This is a genomic window from Paenibacillus sp. MT124 (assembly GCF_058792755.1).
Genome location: NZ_CM179500.1, coordinates 6,287,853 through 6,305,783, shown reverse-complemented (window position 1 = coordinate 6,305,783; position 17,931 = coordinate 6,287,853). Strand labels below are relative to the sequence as shown.

Annotated in this window: 13 protein-coding genes; 9 read left to right on the top strand and 4 right to left on the bottom strand. The window is 50.3% G+C overall.

Annotated features, from left to right (window positions below):
* Positions 1-55 precede the first annotated feature (55 nt).
* Genes AC3RCI_RS28490 through AC3RCI_RS28480 form a run of 3 tightly spaced genes read left to right on the top strand, consistent with a single transcriptional unit; the run spans position 56 to position 8,541 of the window.
* Positions 56-1,051: an isochorismatase family protein gene (locus AC3RCI_RS28490; protein ID WP_492527172.1), complete on the top strand. Its 996-nt coding sequence runs from the start codon at positions 56-58 to the stop codon at positions 1,049-1,051.
* 44 nt (positions 1,052-1,095) lie between these two features.
* The gene (locus AC3RCI_RS28485; protein WP_492530043.1) at positions 1,096-8,292 is read left to right on the top strand and encodes an amino acid adenylation domain-containing protein; all 7,197 of its coding nucleotides are present in this window, start codon (positions 1,096-1,098) and stop codon (positions 8,290-8,292) included.
* Positions 8,293-8,304: 12 nt separating this feature from the next.
* Entirely contained in the window at positions 8,305-8,541 is a 237-nt protein-coding gene (locus AC3RCI_RS28480; RefSeq protein WP_095290719.1) for an MbtH family protein, read from the top strand.
* A 158-nt stretch (positions 8,542-8,699) separates the two neighbouring features.
* On the opposite strand, the gene AC3RCI_RS28475 is transcribed toward AC3RCI_RS28480, so the two are convergent.
* From AC3RCI_RS28475 to AC3RCI_RS28465, 3 genes are all read right to left on the bottom strand, one after another.
* A complete protein-coding gene (locus AC3RCI_RS28475) occupies positions 8,700-9,014 on the bottom strand; it encodes a DUF2628 domain-containing protein (protein WP_492527171.1) in 315 nt (104 codons plus the stop codon).
* Between the two features lie 221 nt (positions 9,015-9,235).
* On the bottom strand, positions 9,236-9,922 hold the full coding sequence (locus AC3RCI_RS28470) for a 4'-phosphopantetheinyl transferase family protein (RefSeq protein ID WP_492527170.1): 687 nt from the start codon (positions 9,920-9,922) through the stop codon (positions 9,236-9,238).
* Positions 9,923-10,007: 85 nt separating this feature from the next.
* Entirely contained in the window at positions 10,008-10,877 is an 870-nt protein-coding gene (locus tag AC3RCI_RS28465) for an arylamine N-acetyltransferase family protein (RefSeq protein WP_492471175.1), read from the bottom strand.
* A gap of 235 nt (positions 10,878-11,112) precedes the next feature.
* Here AC3RCI_RS28465 and greA point away from each other — a divergent pair, with 235 nt between their 5' ends.
* The 3 genes from greA to rlmN all read left to right on the top strand — a co-directional run bounded on the left by greA (position 11,113) and on the right by rlmN (position 14,517).
* Entirely contained in the window at positions 11,113-11,592 is a 480-nt protein-coding gene (gene greA / locus AC3RCI_RS28460; protein WP_095290722.1) for a transcription elongation factor GreA, read from the top strand.
* Positions 11,593-11,889: 297 nt separating this feature from the next.
* Entirely contained in the window at positions 11,890-13,245 is a 1,356-nt protein-coding gene (locus tag AC3RCI_RS28455; RefSeq protein ID WP_095360232.1) for a sodium-dependent transporter, read from the top strand.
* A 177-nt stretch (positions 13,246-13,422) separates the two neighbouring features.
* Positions 13,423-14,517, top strand: a complete 1,095-nt coding sequence (rlmN, locus tag AC3RCI_RS28450; protein ID WP_095360231.1) for a dual-specificity RNA methyltransferase RlmN — start codon at positions 13,423-13,425, stop codon at positions 14,515-14,517.
* Between the two features lie 99 nt (positions 14,518-14,616).
* On the opposite strand, the gene AC3RCI_RS28445 is transcribed toward rlmN, so the two are convergent.
* On the bottom strand, positions 14,617-15,057 hold the full coding sequence (locus AC3RCI_RS28445; RefSeq protein WP_492471176.1) for a GNAT family N-acetyltransferase: 441 nt from the start codon (positions 15,055-15,057) through the stop codon (positions 14,617-14,619).
* A 176-nt stretch (positions 15,058-15,233) separates the two neighbouring features.
* Between AC3RCI_RS28445 and AC3RCI_RS28440 the strand changes: the two genes are divergently transcribed.
* The 3 genes from AC3RCI_RS28440 (at position 15,234) to AC3RCI_RS28430 (ending at position 17,919) form a co-directional block, all read left to right on the top strand.
* Positions 15,234-15,710 carry a MarR family winged helix-turn-helix transcriptional regulator gene (locus tag AC3RCI_RS28440; RefSeq protein WP_492527169.1) on the top strand — a complete coding sequence of 159 codons (477 nt, stop codon included), beginning with the start codon at positions 15,234-15,236 and terminating at the stop codon, positions 15,708-15,710.
* A gap of 101 nt (positions 15,711-15,811) precedes the next feature.
* The gene (locus tag AC3RCI_RS28435; protein ID WP_492527168.1) at positions 15,812-16,930 is read left to right on the top strand and encodes a glycosyl hydrolase family 8; all 1,119 of its coding nucleotides are present in this window, start codon (positions 15,812-15,814) and stop codon (positions 16,928-16,930) included.
* Positions 16,931-17,043: 113 nt separating this feature from the next.
* Positions 17,044-17,919: a diguanylate cyclase domain-containing protein gene (locus AC3RCI_RS28430; protein ID WP_095360227.1), complete on the top strand. Its 876-nt coding sequence runs from the start codon at positions 17,044-17,046 to the stop codon at positions 17,917-17,919.
* The last annotated feature ends 12 nt before the right edge of the window (positions 17,920-17,931 follow it).

Sequence of the window (17,931 nt, the reverse complement as noted above, 5' to 3'; positions counted from 1 at the left end):
TGCAGGGCTACGTTGAAACGGTTTGAAATAAATAACGCTGAAAAGAGGGATATGGATGGCACTTCCAGTGATTAAGTCATATGCAATGCCTGCAGAGTCGGAGCTTCCGGTCAATAAGGTAGCGTGGACGCCGGATGCGAAGCGTGCAGTACTACTCATTCACGATATGCAGCAATATTTCGTGGATGCTTTTACGGCAGGGGAATCACCTGTAGTGGAGCTGATTGATCATATTGGACAACTACGTGCAAAGTGTCATGAACTGGACATACCTGTGGTGTATTCTGCCCAGCCGGGTGGACAGACACCGGAGCAGCGCGGACTGCAGCTGGACTTCTGGGGAGCGGGCATTAATGGGGGACCTACGCAAAAGCAAATCATTGAACCACTGACACCTGCTCCGCAGGATACGTTTATGACCAAATGGCGGTACAGCGCCTTCCAGAAGACGGAACTGCTTGAATTGATGCAGGAGCAGGGCCGGGATCAGCTGATCGTATGCGGCATCTATGCTCATATTGGTTGTCTGATGACCTCCTGTGAGGCATTTATGAAGGATATTCAGGCCTTCCTGGTTGCCGATGCGGTTGCTGATTTTTCAGCTGAGAAGCACCGTATGGCACTTACCTATGCTTCCGAGCGCTGCGCAGTAACGCTGACCACCGGGCGATTGCTTGAATCGCTCGATGCCTCTGCTAAAGGAAGCGATTCGATCGGGGCAAACTTCTCGGAGGCAAGATCACACACTGCTGCAGCGATGGAGTCTGCTGAGGCGAGTACTGGCAGCGGTGCTCAGGCGAGACTTGACGCGCTGCGGTTACAGGTCGCCGAACTGCTGCAGGAGAAACCAGCCCTGATCGGGGAGCATGATGACCTCATTGAGATCTGGGGGCTCGATTCCATACGCATTATGAGCCTGGCGGAGCGTTTTCGGGTGGAAGGAACAGAGGTAACCTTTGTCGATCTGGCCGAGCAGCCAACGCTAGCCTCGTGGGCGGTGCTGTTGAATGCACAGCCTCACAGGGTCATGCCGAACGGAGATTACTTTTGAGCGGGGCGGTGAACTTGTCGCAGCGTCGGAATGGAACGTGGCCCATGTCGGCTGCCCAGTCCGGGATCTGGTTTGCTCATCAGCTGAATCCGGACAATCCTATGTACAATACAGGCGAATACGTGGTCATTCACGGGAATGTTGATGTACAACAGTTTGAACAGAGTGTTCGTCAAACCGTCGAGGAGGCCGAAACCTTAAACATGGTTTATGGTGAAAATGAACACGGCCCCTACCAGACCCTCAACCAGAAGGGTGACCATTGGACGTTTCATGTACTGGATGTTCGCGGCGAACAGGATCCCCATGCGGCTGCTATGGCCTGGATGCATCAGGATCTCGCCAGCCCTGTCAATCTTGCAACTGGACCGGTATTTGCAGAAGCCCTGTTCCAAGTGAGTGAAGGGCGCTACTACTGGTACCAGCGTGTGCATCATATTGCAATTGACGGATACGGCGTATCGCTGATTACCCGTAGGGTAGCAAGTTTGTATACTGCCAGGGTTAAGGGTGGATCAGCTGAGAGTATCTTGGAAACACAAGCATTTGGACCGCTGTCCTCTGTCATTCAGGAGGATGAGGCTTATCATGAGTCTGCTGCAAGGGAGCAGGATCGAACGTTTTGGCTGGAGAGATATGCTGAGAAACCGGACGTCGTAAGTTTGGGCGAAAAGGCTCCCCGGACAGCGGATCATTTCCTGCGGGAGAGGTTTGAAGTTGCACAGTTTGATCGGGATCGCCTTCTGGGTGCGGCCGCCCGGTACGGGGTGACCTGGCCTGATCTGTTTATTGCAGCAGCAGCCATTTATGTGCACCGGATCACTGGTACGCGAGATGTGATACTGGCTTTGCCTGTCATGTGCAGGCTGGGATCGACAGCCTTGCGTGTGCCAGGCATGGTTATGAACGTGCTCCCGCTGCGCTTGAAAGTGGAGTCTGATATGCGTATATCTGCCCTGGCCGAACAGATTGTGCGGGAGATCCGTGCCGTTCGCAAGCATCAACGTTACCGGCACCAGGATCTGCGGCGTGATCTGAAGCTGCTGGGGGAGAATCGCCGACTATTCGGGCCTATGATCAATGTCATGCCATTCCACCATGAGCTGAATTTCGCGGGTCAGCGCGGGATGATCCATAACTTGTCTACGGGTCCGGTCGATGACCTGTCCATTCATGTCGTGGACCAAGGGCACGGTCATGGACTTCGGATTGACTTTGATGCCAATCCTTCCGTCTACAGCGAATCGGATCTGCTGAGTCATCGGCTCCGTTATATGCAGCTGCTGAATGCAATGATGCAGGAAGGAATCGAAGAGCAATACGTAGGTCAAATGGAAGTGCTGTTACCTGAAGAACGAGACCAGGTCCTGAACGTGTGGAATCAGACACAGCACAAGGCTCCTGAGCGGAACTCGGCAGCCATGTTCGAACAGCAGGTTCGGCGCACCCCATCTGCCATGGCTGCAACGTTTGAAGCTGAATCTCTGACCTATGCCGAGCTTAACGAGCGTTCAAACCGTCTAGCTCACGAGCTGATCCAGCATTATAAAGTGGGACCGGAGCAGATCGTAGCCATTACCATGCCGCGATCTCTGGAGGTCGTGGTTGCCATTCTGGCTGTTCATAAGACGGGAGCAGCTTACCTTCCGCTGGACCCGGATTACCCTGAAGAGAGACTAACCTACATGCTAGAGGATTCCAGACCGGCATGTCTGATTACGGTGAGGCACAATCTGTCCCATTTGCAGCACATGTCCGATGTCCCCATGTTGGCCTTGGATGAACCGAAGGTTGCGGCGAGATTAGGCCGTCAGTCCGGGAGCAATCCCGAACCAGAGGATCTCATAAAAGCTGCCTCGCAGCTGAACCCCTCCTATATCATCTATACCTCCGGATCAACAGGTAAACCGAAGGGGGTTGCCGTTACCCATCTCGGCCTGTCCAATCTGCTGGAAGACATGAAGCTGAGACTGAAGGTTGGGCCGCAGGATTGCTGGTTATCGGTCACTACAATTGCTTTTGACATTTCTGTTCTTGAGGTATTTCTGCCTCTTACGACCGGAGCAAGGCTGGATATAGCTCGCAAAGAAACCATTCTTGATCCGGTGGCTCTGGCTGCACAGATGAGACGGCAGGGGACAACGATCATGCAAGCCACACCAACGTTGTGGCAGTCTCTGGTGACCAGCAAGCCTGGGACATTTGACGGTTTAACGGTCATTACCGGCGGTGAAGCCCTCTCTGAGGAACTGAAGCTTTCCTTGCAGGAGATGGGATGTCACGTGCATAACCAATATGGACCGACGGAGACCACGATTTATTCAACGGCTGCTGCGATGGTTGCTGAATCAACGGGTAAACCCTCTATTGGCGGACCGGTTCGAAACACGCAGCTATTCGTGCTGGATGGGAGTCTGAATCCAGTCCCACCGGGTGTTGTCGGAGAATTATATATTGCGGGAGATGGGCTGGCACGAGGTTATCTGGGAAGACCCGACCTGACCGCCGAGCGTTTTGTTGCGAATCCCTTCGGACAAGCAGGCTCCCGCATGTATCGTACAGGAGACTTGGCGAAGTGGCTGCCTGACGGGTCGATTGACTATTTGGGCAGGGCAGACCACCAGATCAAAATCAGAGGATTCCGCATCGAATTGGGTGAGATTGAATCCGTCATTTCCAGATATCCGGGCGTAGCCCAGGTTACTGTTATGGCACGGGAGGACCAACCTGGGAATCCGCGTCTGGCCGCGTATGTGGTTGCAACCTCTGAATACTCGTCAGCCCTGGATCTGTCGTTGCTTCGGGCACATGTGGCGGATGAACTGCCGGATTACATGGTGCCAGCTGCCTTCATGAACCTTGCCGAAATGCCGCTGACTCCCAATAAAAAAATCGACCGCAAGCAGCTGCCTGTCCCTTCCGTACAGTCCCATGCCAGCGGACGTGAGGCCAGAACCCCTCAGGAGGAGATGCTGTGCAGTTTATTCGCTGAGATTCTGGGTGTCGCTCGTGTAGGGATCGACGATGATTTCTTCGAGCTGGGTGGACATTCCCTGCTCGCAGGCCGTATAACAGCAAGGATTCGGGATGTGTTTGGAGCAGAGCTGAACATTGGCAGTGTATTCGAGTCACCAACTGCAGCAGGCCTCGCCAAGAGATTAGATCAGGTGGGGTCAGTCCGACCAGTAATAGAGCCTGCTGCCCGTCAAGGTGAGATTCCTCTCTCCTTTGCACAGCGGCGGCTCTGGTTCATGTATTGTCTGGAAGGACCGAGTCCTACGTACAATATTCCGCTTGTGGTGCGGTTAACCGGCAAACTTGATATACCTGCGCTCCAAGCCGCCGTTCAGGACATTGTTGATCGCCATGAGACGTTGAGAACGTTATATCCGCCAGAGCTTGGTTCTGCAAGCCAGACCATTCTGGATGCCGAAGACGTTCGTGTGAACTTACATGCAAGCTACGCTGCAGAGAATGAGCTGTCGGAACTTCTGACCGAAGCTTCCCGGTACAGCTTCGAGCTCTCAAGCGAGCCGGGTATCCGTGCGGAGCTGTTTACATCCGGCCCGGACGAGCATGTTCTGTTGTTACTGCTTCATCATATTGCTGGAGATGGTTGGTCCCTGTCGCCTTTGATGCGGGACTTGTCCCAAGCATACAGGGCACGTGTTCAGGGGGCGGCGCCTTCCTGGGAACCTCTGCACGTTCAATATGCCGATTACGCGGTGTGGCAGGATCGACTGCTTGGAGACGAAGGGCAGCCGGACAGCCTGATTGCAAGGCAGCTTGAGTTCTGGAGCCGTCAACTGGAAGGCTTGCCGGAACAAGTGACGTTTCCAGCCGATTATCCGCGTCCGGTGGTCTCCAGCTACCGGGGCGGAACGATCCCTTTTACCATTAGTCGGAAACTGCATGAACAGCTCTTGGCTGTGGCCCGGGAAAACAAGGTCAGTCTCTTCATGGTTTTGCATGCCGTATTGTCGGTACTGCTTACCCGCATGGGAGCGGGTACGGATATTGCGATTGGAACCCCGATTGCCGGCAGGAGCGACGATGCACTGGACGAAGTGGTGGGTATGTTCATCAATACCCTTGTGCTGCGTACAGACACTTCCGGGGATCCGACGTTCCGTGAACTGCTGGCACGTGTGCGGGAAGTGGATCTGGCTGCTTACGAACATCAGGATCTGCCTTTTGAGCGTTTGGTTGAAGTGCTGAATCCGTCCAGGTCCCGCTCCAAGCATCCACTCTTTCAGGTGATGCTGGTCCTGCAAAATACGCCAGACGTTCAGCTGGATCTGCCAGGTATGGTATCCCAAACGAGTATGCAGGGCGTGGGCTCGTCCAAATTCGACCTGACTGTGGAGCTCACGGAACAACGTGAAAACAATGGCTCACCAGCGGGAGTCGAAGGTGTGCTGGAGTACAGTACGGATCTTTTCCGGGAATCAACGGCAGCAGAGCTGGTGGTCCGATTGATCCAGGTGCTGGAGGATGCTGTCCAGCATACGGATGAACACATTAGCTGCTTTGACGTGGTAACTCCCAAGGAACGTGCCCTCCTGGAGCAGCAGTGTTTTACCGCAGGGGATGAAGATTCTTTATCTGGAATGACTATTGTTGAACGCTTTGAAATTCAGGCTGCGGCTACCCCGGATGCACCGGCTGTGAGCTTTGGAGACACGGTCATTAACTATCAAGAGCTCAATGCAAGAGCCAACAGGCTGGCAAGATTGTTGATTGCGGAAGGTGTGGGGCCAGAGCAGATGGTTGCTCTTGCACTGCCACGTTCCACTGAGATGGTGGTCGGTATTCTGGCTGTGTTAAAAGCAGGGGCGGCCTATCTTCCGCTTGATCCGAATTATCCATCAGACCGATTGACGCATATGCTGACAGACGCAGCGCCGGGCGTGATGATTACAAACGAGGAAGTAGCGTTCCTACTGCCTCAGATGGAATCCGTACAACGGTTAAACCTGGATGATTCTCAAACCATTCAGCGGCTGTCTGCTCAGGATGAACGAAATCCCGCAGATGGTGAACGCAATGGATGCGTATCTCATCTCAGTCCGGCTTATATGATCTATACCTCGGGTTCCACAGGCAAACCAAAGGGAGTGGTTATTCCCCATGCCAATGTGATCCGGTTATTTGAGGCTACACACCACTGGTTCCAATTTAATGCGAGTGATGTATGGACGCTATTCCATTCTTATGCCTTTGATTTCTCGGTCTGGGAGATCTGGGGACCACTGCTGCACGGGGGTCGGCTGGTCGTTGTGCCGCATGAGATTAGTCGCTCTCCAGGTGCCTTCCTGCAGCTGCTTGCCGAGCAAGAGGTAACGGTGTTAAATCAGACGCCGTCAGCATTCTACCAGCTGATGCAGGCAGATCGGGAGCGTCCAGAGTGGGGGCAGATGCTTGGACTCCGCTACGTGATCTTTGGAGGAGAGGCACTGGAACTCGGTCGGTTGGAAGATTGGTATGGTCGCCATCCAGATGATGCACCAAGATTGATTAATATGTATGGCATTACGGAGACCACCGTGCATGTCAGCTATCAGGAACTGCATGCAGGCAGTGCCGCAGAAGGAGCCAGCAGCTGGATCGGCTGTGCCATTCCGGATCTGCGCGTATACGTGCTGGATGATCATCTCCAGCCTGTGCCTGCAGGTGTGACAGGTGAGATGTATGTGGCCGGGGCAGGCCTTGCCCGCGGGTATTGGGGCAGACCGGATCTTACGGCAGAGCGTTTCGTCGCAGATCCATACGGTCCTGCAGGAACACGCATGTACCGGACGGGAGATTTGGCCAAACGACTTCATGATGGGTCACTTGATTACTTGGGCCGGGCGGATCAGCAGGTAAAAATACGCGGTTTCCGCATCGAGCTTGGCGAGATCGAAGCGGTGCTGGCCAGACATCCCGAGGTTGCACAAGCTGCGGTCATCGTCCGCGAAGACCAACCGGGAGATAAACGCCTCGTGGCGTATATTGTGCCAAACTCGAAGATGGGGCACGAACCGGAATCGGCTATGCTTCGTCGTCATGCTTCAGCGAGTCTGCCTGATTACATGGTTCCATCAGCGGTGGTCACCATGGAGGCTATACCACTAACGGCCAATGGCAAGCTGGACCGTAAGGCTTTGCCTGTACCGGAAATGCAGCTGACTTCCGGTGGCCGGGCACCGCGTAATCCGCAAGAGCAGATTTTGTGTGATCTGTTTGCCGAAGTGCTGGGATTGCGAAGTGTTAGCATCGATGATGGGTTCTTTGACCTTGGTGGACATTCCCTGCTCGCTGTTCGTTTGATGAGCCGAATACGGGAGGCTATGGGCAAGGAACCGGGGATTGGCATTTTGTTTGAAACGGCAACGGTTGCCGGACTGGCCGAACGGCTTGAAATGGATTCGGATACGGGAACAGGTTCGCTGCAAGTGCTGCTGCCTCTTCGGACTCACGGAGCCCACCTCCCGCTGTTCTGTGTTCATCCTGCCGGAGGATTAAGCTGGTGTTATGCCGGGTTGATGAAGCATCTGGGTATGGAATACCCGATTTATGGATTACAGGCTCGCGGCATTGCCCAGTACGAGGATCTTCCAGCTACGCTGGAGGACATGACAGCAGATTATATTCGTCATATTCGCTCGATACAGCCTAAGGGACCTTACCGATTGCTGGGCTGGTCTCTTGGAGGCAATGTAGCTCAGGCCATGGCTGTACAGCTTCAGTCGGAAGGGGAAGAGGTAGAGTTTCTTGCCATGCTGGACGCCTATCCGAGTCATTATCTTCCGATTCGCGGGGAACCGGATGAGGAAGAGGCGCTGACCGCCTTACTTGCCCTTGGTGGATATGATCCGGACAGTATTGGGGAAGGTCCGCTGGATATGGCTGCAGCCATGCGTATTCTGCGCAGTGAAGGAAGTGCGCTGGCCAGTCTGGATGAGGAGACGATCATGAAACTGCGGAAAACATATGAAAATTCCGTGCGGATCTTGGGAGCATACACGCCTTCCCGATTCGAAGGGGATCTGATTTTCTTCCGTTCTACTGTCATTCCGGACTGGTTTGACCCCATTGAACCAGAGATGTGGAATGCCTATATTGGAGGCCAAATGGAAAGGCATGATATTGCCTGCCGCCACAAGGATCTCTGCCAGCCTGGACCACTGGCTGAAATATGCCGGACGCTGACGGCCAAGCTGGAGATGCTGAATCAGCGTCAAGTTCATCTTAAATAGGAGGATAAGCCGATGAGCAACCCTTTTGAACAGGAAGACAGCAATTATCTGGTATTAATAAATGAGGAAGGGCAGTATTCGCTCTGGCCTGCATCCATTCCAGTCCCTGCAGGCTGGACCCAGATGCTGGGCAAGGCCAAACGCCGGGTGTGCCTTGATTATATTGCGGAACAGTGGACGGACCTGAAGCCACTAAGCCTCTGTGATGAAACGGGGATGCCCGGTGTGGTCCAAGAGGCTGGCGGATGAGACTCCGGCTGCATCCCAAGGCCATTGTCAGTATCAATAAATATCAAAAATCCCTGGCTTATTTGCCAGGGATTTTGGTGTTTCTACATATCTACTTTCTACTATCTACAAGTTGAGTCTAGAAAAATGGTATTGCTAAGCTTCTTTTAAAGGATAGATTAGGCTGCCGGGGCAACAATTTGAGTTCTCTCAAGAACGGCTTGAGATTCAGCATTTGCGGGGCGGTAGCCTTTTTCGAGCAATTCTTTAATATAAATTTTGTTGTAGACGAACGAGAATACGATTCCGCTAACCCAAGCCCCAATACCAAAAGTGAAGGCTCCGATAGCTGCAGCGATTAGAAACATAATAACAGCCCATTTCAAATCACCACGGAACAGAGCAGGGAGAAACCCGAAAAATAATGTTGTCCAGCTGAAACCAACTTTGACGTTTTTGGTTACACCGGCACTGTTTTGCAAAAAGATATGCATTTGTCCACTTCCTTCTAAAATAATGAATCGGAGAGAGAATCGGGGATCGACAAAAGTATGTAAGGTATAATCTAGTTATAAAAGCCTGATCTGTTTTTCCTATTTCTCGTCCAAGTGGTTCTATAGTACCATTAATTGGACAAGGTGTAATCATTTTTTTGAAAATTTATGTGTTAAAAGGTGAAAATAAAAAAAGAAGGAAGGAATGAAAATTCCCTCCTTCACAGTATGAATGAATATAACTCCCCAATCGTAATCACATCAGGCTGGGTTGGGAGCTCCATTGCCGCGGAACCGGTGGCTGCCAGCATATGGCCCTCATCCAGACGCTGGCTGAAGAATTGATACGTCGGTGCTTCGGGACAATACCAGTGACCGCCCATGCCACGCAGCATGGAAAAGGAGTCTAGCGGCATGGATAGCCCCATTCCGATGGCCTTGATATAACTTTCTTTCAGCGTCCACAGCTGATAGAAGGTTTCCAGCTGCTGATCCGCGGGCTCTGCTGCCAGATTTCGGCTCTCCAATGGAGAGAAGAAACGCTCGGCAATCGCCATATCGATGGGGGATATTTTCTCTACATCCACACCGAGTGGAGCGTGACCTCCTGAAATGACGGTAACCCAATCACCGGAATGGGATACATTGAAGGGCAGGTCAGGATGGCTGATAAGTGAAGGCTTACCGTATGTATTGCGGATAAAGGCAAGATCGCCCGGTCTCGCACCAGTCCACTTGCTGAGTGTCACACGAGCCAGCGCCTCCCCAAGCACTGAACGATAGGCATCGGCCTGATGGACAAAACGTGCCGCTTGCTGCCGCCGCTCAGCCGAGACGAGCGCGAGGAGCGAATGCCAAACTTCATTGGGGATTTCTGCAGGAATGCGCAGAACTTGAATGTTTATCATGATTTATCACCTGACGAGATATTCGGCATGTTCAGCAGAATTCCCTTTATATTCCTTCGTTCTCCAAACGAGTTATCGCCTGCTTTTACACCTGCTTAGTTCTTTTCCACTCCTCATGTCCAGCTCGAATGCGTTCCCACATTTCCACGCGCTCCAGTTCACTGTAGCGTACTAACGGTTCATGAAAGACTTCGTCCAACAACTCTCTCCAATCGGTATAGCTCTGTATTTCGGTTTTATGAATGCCTTTAGCAGTATGGGTTCGCAGCATGCATCCACGCAGCTCGTTGCTGGCTACAGCATTCCGCTGGCGAAGCAGGAAAACATTATGCCAGGGCGATTCGGCCGATTGACTGTAGAAGTGATGTTTGGGGATAAACTCATCCAGGGTAAGAAGCACCTCTGGAGCATAGTCTACGCCCTCACTGGGTCCATGAGGTTCGTATTCAAGTCGCCATCCCTCAAAAGCAACGCTGGATGAGGTTAAGTTGTAGGTGAAAGGAGCCTCTCCATAAACCTCATAACGAAGTGGCAGAGGCTCGAAGGGCATGCCACCCAGGCCAACATCGACGATCCAGCGTTCGGTCTCAGGTCCAGCTTCAGGTAGGAGTACGGACAGCCCAAGATGGAACGAATTCACACGTGGCTGCTCTCCATGGGGCTGCACTCCCGCGCGATGCCACTGTACTTCATAGCCGAGAGAACGAAGCAGGATGCTAAATGCGCCATTGAGATGGAAGCAGTACCCGCTGCGTCCTTGCAGGACAAGTTGGACTGAATTGGCAAGATCGATTGCCTCTGGGCGTCCTGTAAAAATATCTATCGTTTGCCATGAAAGGTATTGTACATGTGCACGATGGAGTTCTGACAAAAATTCCAATGTTGCCGGTTTAATATCATCAATGTAGATCCGTTTCAGATAGGACTTCAGTTCTGAATCTGTCAATGTGTTCAAGCGGAATCACCTCAAATCGGTTAGTCGGCCATTCTTAAAGGAAGCAAAAGGCCATGATTTTATTGTAGGAGTGAACAGTTAAAATGGATACTCAGGTTTACTCGGATTGTACCGGTACAATTGAGACAGCATATATGTTTAGTCGAGGATGAAATTCTTTTTCGGGGGTATGTTAACCGTTTGGAGTGGATATAGGTTAGAATATAGATAGAAAGCAGGATTAGGAGATGGAAAAATGGCTAATGATGAAGTAATTTTGACACAGGAAGGCTTGGAAAAGCTGGAGGACGAACTGAGGGAATTGAAGACGGTGAAGCGTAAAGAGTTGGCCGAGCGTCTGAAGCTTGCGATCAGTTACGGTGACCTGAAGGAAAATAGTGAGTATCATTCAGCCAAAGATGATCAGGCATTTATGGAAACCCGCATTTTGATTCTGGAGAAGATGCTGACCAAGGCAAGAGTGATTAGTTCGGATAATATCGACTCCAACAAGGTGAGCATTGGCTCAATCGTGCTGCTGAATGATATTGAATTTGCAGAAAAGATTGAATATCAACTGGTTGGTCCAGCCGAAGCCGATGTGGCAAATAACAAAATTTCCTACGAAAGCCCACTCGGCAAGGAGATTATGGGCAAAGAAGTAGGCAGCGTCATTCATGTTAATGCACCGATGGGTGTTATCAAATATGAGTTGCTTGAGATCAGATCGAACTAACAACTGATCAAATAAGGATTACGTTGCTGCCATGTGAATGGCGGGCGCAATCCTTTTTTTGTGCCCAAAAACAGTCATTTAAAAGGTTATCGGAAGTCTTCATGATGTGTAATATAATGCAAGGGGTTGGAGTGTATGAATTTATCCCATACTGATAAGTAGGGGAATATGTAATAAAAATAAGCTCTCTCTCGAATGTAAATAAATAACATTTCGATAAATTTCGATTTTCGAATGACCTGACACGAGGAGTGTTATATAATTACGGGAAAACTTTAAAGTGATGGAGTAGATACGATGAATTTTAGTAAGTCAAACCTGGAGCAAGACAATACTGGCAAAGGTGAGCGCTTCTCACGCGCCGGGTTTATCCTAGCCGCGATCGGTAGTTCGGTTGGTCTGGGCAACATGTGGAAATTCCCTTATATTACGGGGGAAAATGGGGGAGCTGCGTTTTTCCTGCTCTTCATCGTCTGTCTATTGCTTATTGGTCTGCCCGTTCTGCTTGCAGAGCTTGCCATCGGACGCAGTGGCAGAGGCAGCGCCGCTACGGCATTTATCAAGGCTGGTGGACATAAGGGCTGGCTTGCGGCAGGTTTACTGCAAGTACTGACACCGTTTATCATCCTTTCCTTCTACGTTATTATTGCAGGGTGGACGCTGCACTATGCTGTGACCACGTTTAGCGGTAGGTTGTTCGACAATCCGGATTATGCCGGGCAGTTTGGTTCCTTTGTAGGCGGATATCTGCCGATCATGTGGCAACTGCTTGCAGTATTGATTACGGGCTGGATCGTAGCCAAAGGGGTTTCCAACGGGATCGAGAAATTCAACAAGGTGCTGATCCCAGCCATGCTGGTTCTGCTCATTATCCTGATGATTCGGGCAGTGACTCTACCTGGAGCTGGTGCGGGAGTTTCCTTTTTCCTGAATCCCGATTTCTCGCAGCTCACGACTGAATCAGCGCTGGTAGCGCTTGGACATGCCTTTTTCTCCCTGTCGCTCGGAATGGGTATCCTGGTGACTTATGGTTCCTATGTAGATAAAAATCAATCGCTGGGTGCGGCAACTGTCGCTGTAGGCGCGGGTGACCTGATCTATGCATTTATTGCTGGTCTGATCATCTTTCCAACAACATTTTCGTTTGGTATTGCACCGGACCAAGGGCCTTCGCTTATTTTCGTAGCTCTTCCAGCTGCGTTCTCGGCTATGCCGCTCGGGTTCCTGTTTGGTGGACTATTCTTCATCCTGCTGGCAATCGCAGCACTGACCTCAGCCGTATCCTTGCTTGAAGTTCCGGTGAAATACTTCATGGAACGGTTGTCCTGGAGCAGAAACCGTGCCGTATGGGTGATCTCACTGGCTGTTTTCATCGTTGGCTTGCCTTCCGTACTGTCGCTGGGCTTGCTGCCTGAATGGACCATTGGTTCGAAGAGTGTGTTCGACTGGATGGATTTTGTAGCGTCCAACATTCTGCTGCCTATCGGCGGATTGCTTGTGACGATCTTTGCGGGTTACTTCTGGAAAAAGGCTGCAGAGGCTTCAGGTCTGAATGCAGGCTGGTTCCGGATTTGGTTGTTCATGCTGCGTTATGTGGCACCCATTCTCGTCGTTCTCGTGCTGCTGCACACATCCGGTATCATTCACTTCTAATCGTGAAGACCGGGTAAGGGGAAACGATGTGCATTGTGCAGATTTGCCATAGCTAAAACCTCTTGGAAGAAATGCAAAAGCCCTTGTGTTCCCTCGATAATTTTGGGACAATACAGAGTAGAGGTTTTTTGGTAGGACCGATAAGCCATATGCTTTTTGCGAAAAGAGGACTATACAATGAACAAATCATCCATTTATGGATTAACATTAGAGCAGCTTCGTTCCTGGTTACCGGAGCATGGGCAGAAGAAATCCCGTGCTTCCCGGATCTGGGAATGGTTATATCAAGAGCGCGTACATGATTTTCCCGAGATGAACGATGTGCGTCAGGAATGTCTGGATGTTCTCTCCGAACACTTCACGATGAACTCGATGAGTGAACACGTGAAGCAGGAGTCGGCAGACGGTACGGTGAAGTTTCTGCTGCGGATGCAGGACGGCAACCTGATTGAGACGGTATTGATGCGTCAAAAATACGGTCTTACCGTCTGTGTAACGACCCAAGTGGGCTGTAATATTGGCTGCAGCTTCTGCGCGAGCGGATTGATTAAGAAAAGCCGTGACCTTTCCGCAGGAGAGATTGTGGAACAGATCATGCATGTACAGCGGCACCTGGATGCAGCGGGTCAAGGCGAGCGGGTAACCAACGTTGTCGTGATGGGGATTGGTGAACCGTTTGATAATTTCGAGAACATGAGTAATTTCATCGAAGTGATCAAGGATCGCAAGGGGCTAGCCCTTGCTGCCAAGCGTATTACCGTATCCACAAGTGGACTGCCTGACAAGATTAAGGAATTTGCAGACAGCAGTTTGCAGGTTAATCTGGCAATCTCCTTGCATGCGCCGAATAACGAACTGCGTACACACATCATGAAGATCAACCGGGCCTTCCCGATTGAGCAGCTGATGGATGCAGTGGATTATTATTTGGCTACCACGAACAAACGCATCATGTTTGAATATATTTTGCTTCGGGATGTTAACGATCAACGGGAGCATGCAGCCGAGCTGGCTGAACTGTTGTCCAGCCGTAAGAGCATGGTTAGCGTCAATCTGATTCCATACAATCCGGTTGATGAGCATAGTCAGTATCAGCGGAGTACGGAAGAATCGATTCTGGGCTTCTATGACACACTTAAGAAAAATAACATCAACTCCACGGTACGTATGGAACACGGTACCGACATCGATGCTGCCTGCGGTCAACTGCGCAGTAAACAGATGAAAAATAATGCCGCTGAATCACAGCCAGACCGCCTGGCTATGGGGTAACTCCCCTTGAGATGATTGGTGCGGCATCGTAATAGTGCACGTAGGCAAAACGCCTCCGTATCTCACTGAAAAAGTGAGTACAGAGGCGTTTTTTAATATCTATTTGAGCTGTTTGGTCATTAACAGATGGGGAATGCCATCCTCCATAAACACATCGGAGGCTGCGGCATATCCAAGACGTTCATAGAACCCGGAAGCTTGAACCTGCGCATGCAGCTTGGCCTTCTTCAGCCCTTGATCCAGAGCCATTTGCTCGAGTTTATCGATCAGCACACGGCCGAGGCCATGTTTGCGGTAATCCATCATCACACAGATCCGTTCCAGCTTGGCGACATTCTCCACAATACGCAATCTGGAGGAAGCGGCAGGTACGCCGTCCACGTAGAGGAGAATATGACGGGCTTCAGTGCCTAGCGCATCATAGGCGTCGAATTCATCTTCGGCAGGAACCCCTTGCTCTTCCACAAAGATCGCGGTTCGAATGGTGAAGCAGGCATCGAGCAGTTCCTGATTATCAACTTCTACAATAGTGGTATTCATGAATGTTTCTCCTTTGGCCGATAGTAATGTCATTCTGGCATGGTAAACTGATACAAAAGCAAATAAGATTCTCAAAAGAAGCAAAATTTCATCGTTCACTTTTAAGATGAGTTAATTTTAGTTATATCACTAATTATGTTGCGAATGCAACAAAATGATAAGAGGGTGTGCGTACAATGACTGAGAAAAAAGAAGTGCTGCGCGAGATCGGCATGATCGCACGTTGTTTGGATTCCATCAGCAATGTTGAATTTCAACATTTGAACCTCTCTCGTGGACAGTATTTATATCTGTATCGCATATGCGAGAACCCTGGCATCATTCCTAACCAGCTGGCTGAGATGATCAAAGTGGACCGTACCACGGCAGCCAGAGCGATCAGCAAGTTGGAAGCAGACGGGTTTATCGTCAAGAAGTCAGCATTGGGTAATAAAAAGAACAAGCAATTATATCCAACAGAGGCCGGACTGGATGCCTGGGCTTTTATTCAAAAAGAGGGAGTGCATTCTGACCAGGTAACCCTGGAAGGACTGACAGAGGAAGAGATTGAGCTGGCGGTCGGCCTTCTGCGGCGGATGCGCCATAATATCGAAGTCGATTGGAAGTTTGTCAAAAAAGGCGGCCGCCGGGCCTACATGAACGAGTCCGAATGAGCAGAGCCCCTATCCTTGATCCTTACATCCCAGACCATAGCCGAGTTTATTTCAAGGAAAAGAATCAACATTCCACAGGATTAATCGCACAGGAGGCAATCATGAAGAGCATCAAGCGTAGAAGACTGACGTGGCTGGTGGCACTATCCGTTATTGCAGTCAGTATTATTGCCTTGTCATTTCTGTACATGAAGGAGAGGTTTGTGATGAACGAGGTGTCCCCGACGGCGGCATTTGTCCAGAACCATATGACCAATCCGAATGGCACGCTGGCTTCCTATTTGCAGGATGCTGCTTCAGAGCAGGCAGACATTGTTGCCGGCAGGGAGGCATTGTCGGAATCACTGGGTTTGTGGATGCAATATGCGGTGGCCAAGAACGATCAGTCATTGTTTGAACAGAGCTACGAACTGCTGAAGACTTATTTTCTAATGCCTCAAAAGTATATTGCCTGGAAACTGGACAAGGAAGGCAAGTCCCACGTAACGACGAATGCACTTGGTGATGATTTTCGAATTGTAGACGCCTTATTGAAAGCTGCGGATCAATGGCAGCAGGGCAGAGATGCGAAGTTGACCACGGCTGCCGAGATCTCCCGTACCTTGAGCCAATCTGTACAGAATGAAGGATATTTTGTTGATTTTCATGACTTTGCAGGAGGGTATTCCCCGGAAACGTTGAGCTTGGTATATGTGGACTTGCCGGCACTCGAGCAGATGGAAAAGCACGAGATGCTGCAGCCTGGAACATACGCCAAGTATGAGCATTTGCTTCAAAACATGCCAGGTGACGGAGTGTTTTATCCCAAAACATTCAACGTTGTAACCAAGGAGTATACATATGATGACAAAGTAAACCTGATCGATCAGCTCATCGTAGCGAATCACCTTGCCCAGACCAGTCGGAAACCGGACAAGCTGATTTCTTTTTTGAAAAAGGAATTCAAAGACCGTCATCAGCTGCCCGGACAGTATGTTCGTAACAATCGTACACCTGCGGTAAACTATGAATCGCCTTCCGTATATGGACTCGCCATCTTGCTTGCCGTGCGCACCGGTGATCCAAAATGGGCCAAACAGCTGTATAACCATATGATTACGATGCGTGGTCAGGATGTGGCTTATCCGGGAGGATATGTGTTTGATGGAAACACCCATATGTTTGATAATCTGTTCCCTTTGCTAGGAGAAACTGAATTACAGAAGTTCCTTAAAAAGTAATAGATTTGTATTCTTATTTGGGTATAGATATGGTAGGATACCATTGTCTAATGATGTCATAAATTGGCGGATTACGAAAAGACATAATTTAAACCATCGGAGAGAAGGAAACTATGAGAAACAAAGCACCTATCCAACGTATCGCATGGGGATATGCCAGTCTGATTGGATTAGCTGTTATTCAGCAGCTCGTCATTTATCTCAAAATCTACATGAATCAGAGTTTTACCACGCTTGATGTCATATTCAGCATTGTGTCGCTTGGCGCGCTGGTCCTTGGTTTTGTGATACCTGTCGGAGTGTCTGTTGTTGCCGGGTTTGTATACCTGGTTTCTTATTTTGTATGGCTTGTGACCTACGCGAACGTGGATGTACTGACGTTCTCATGGTGGCTGCTGATTCCGGCCAATGTGGCAGTTGCTGCCTTTATTAAAGCCAGTCTGGTTCGAAGCGCACGTGTGATGGAGCGGCTGCAGGAACTGCAGGACCGCAATCCGGAGCTGGATCTGGACACCACCCTCGGCAATAAGGAGGCCCTTGCAGATACGGTTATCAAGCAGAGTAACCTGGCAAGAAGATACTCGGAGCAATATGGGTTCAGCATGGCTATGTTCAAGATTGAATTTCTGCCGCTGGTCCTTGAATCACTCGGATCCGTTCGGTATGCACAGTTCCTGCTTGAACTGTCGAACACCATTCAGAAGCAAATTCGGTTCGAAGATTATAAATTTTTTGTAGACCGGGGACGGTTCGTCATTCTCTGTCCGATGACCAATGTGGAATATTTGCCTGTGCTTACAGCACGGATCAAAAAGGCCATGATGGATCTGCAATTTATCGATAAAAAGGGAAACGAGCTGCAGACGGTTATTCGCTCCGGGGCACTTGTTTTTCAAAAGGAACAGTTCAGTAAGTATGAGGATATCGATGCTGTAATTGCTGCGCTCGAACGGAATACAGAGACAGATCTCATTGGAGAATACATCTAGATGCAGGAGGAG

Excerpts from the sequence above, each read along its gene's own strand:
- AC3RCI_RS28470 (WP_492527170.1), bottom strand. The coding sequence starts at position 9,922 with ATGATAAACATTCAAGTTCTGCGCATTCCTGCAGAAATCCCCAATGAA.
- AC3RCI_RS28445 (WP_492471176.1), bottom strand. The coding sequence starts at position 15,057 with ATGAATACCACTATTGTAGAAGTTGATAATCAGGAACTGCTCGATGCC.
- AC3RCI_RS28490 (WP_492527172.1), top strand. The coding sequence starts at position 56 with ATGGCACTTCCAGTGATTAAGTCATATGCAATGCCTGCAGAGTCGGAG.
- AC3RCI_RS28480 (WP_095290719.1), top strand. The coding sequence starts at position 8,305 with ATGAGCAACCCTTTTGAACAGGAAGACAGCAATTATCTGGTATTAATA.
- greA (WP_095290722.1), top strand. The coding sequence starts at position 11,113 with ATGGCTAATGATGAAGTAATTTTGACACAGGAAGGCTTGGAAAAGCTG.
- AC3RCI_RS28475 (WP_492527171.1), bottom strand. The coding sequence starts at position 9,014 with ATGCATATCTTTTTGCAAAACAGTGCCGGTGTAACCAAAAACGTCAAA.
- AC3RCI_RS28440 (WP_492527169.1), top strand. The coding sequence starts at position 15,234 with ATGACTGAGAAAAAAGAAGTGCTGCGCGAGATCGGCATGATCGCACGT.
- AC3RCI_RS28485 (WP_492530043.1), top strand. The coding sequence starts at position 1,096 with ATGTCGGCTGCCCAGTCCGGGATCTGGTTTGCTCATCAGCTGAATCCG.
- rlmN (WP_095360231.1), top strand. The coding sequence starts at position 13,423 with ATGAACAAATCATCCATTTATGGATTAACATTAGAGCAGCTTCGTTCC.
- AC3RCI_RS28455 (WP_095360232.1), top strand. The coding sequence starts at position 11,890 with ATGAATTTTAGTAAGTCAAACCTGGAGCAAGACAATACTGGCAAAGGT.
- AC3RCI_RS28435 (WP_492527168.1), top strand. The coding sequence starts at position 15,812 with ATGAAGAGCATCAAGCGTAGAAGACTGACGTGGCTGGTGGCACTATCC.
- AC3RCI_RS28430 (WP_095360227.1), top strand. The coding sequence starts at position 17,044 with ATGAGAAACAAAGCACCTATCCAACGTATCGCATGGGGATATGCCAGT.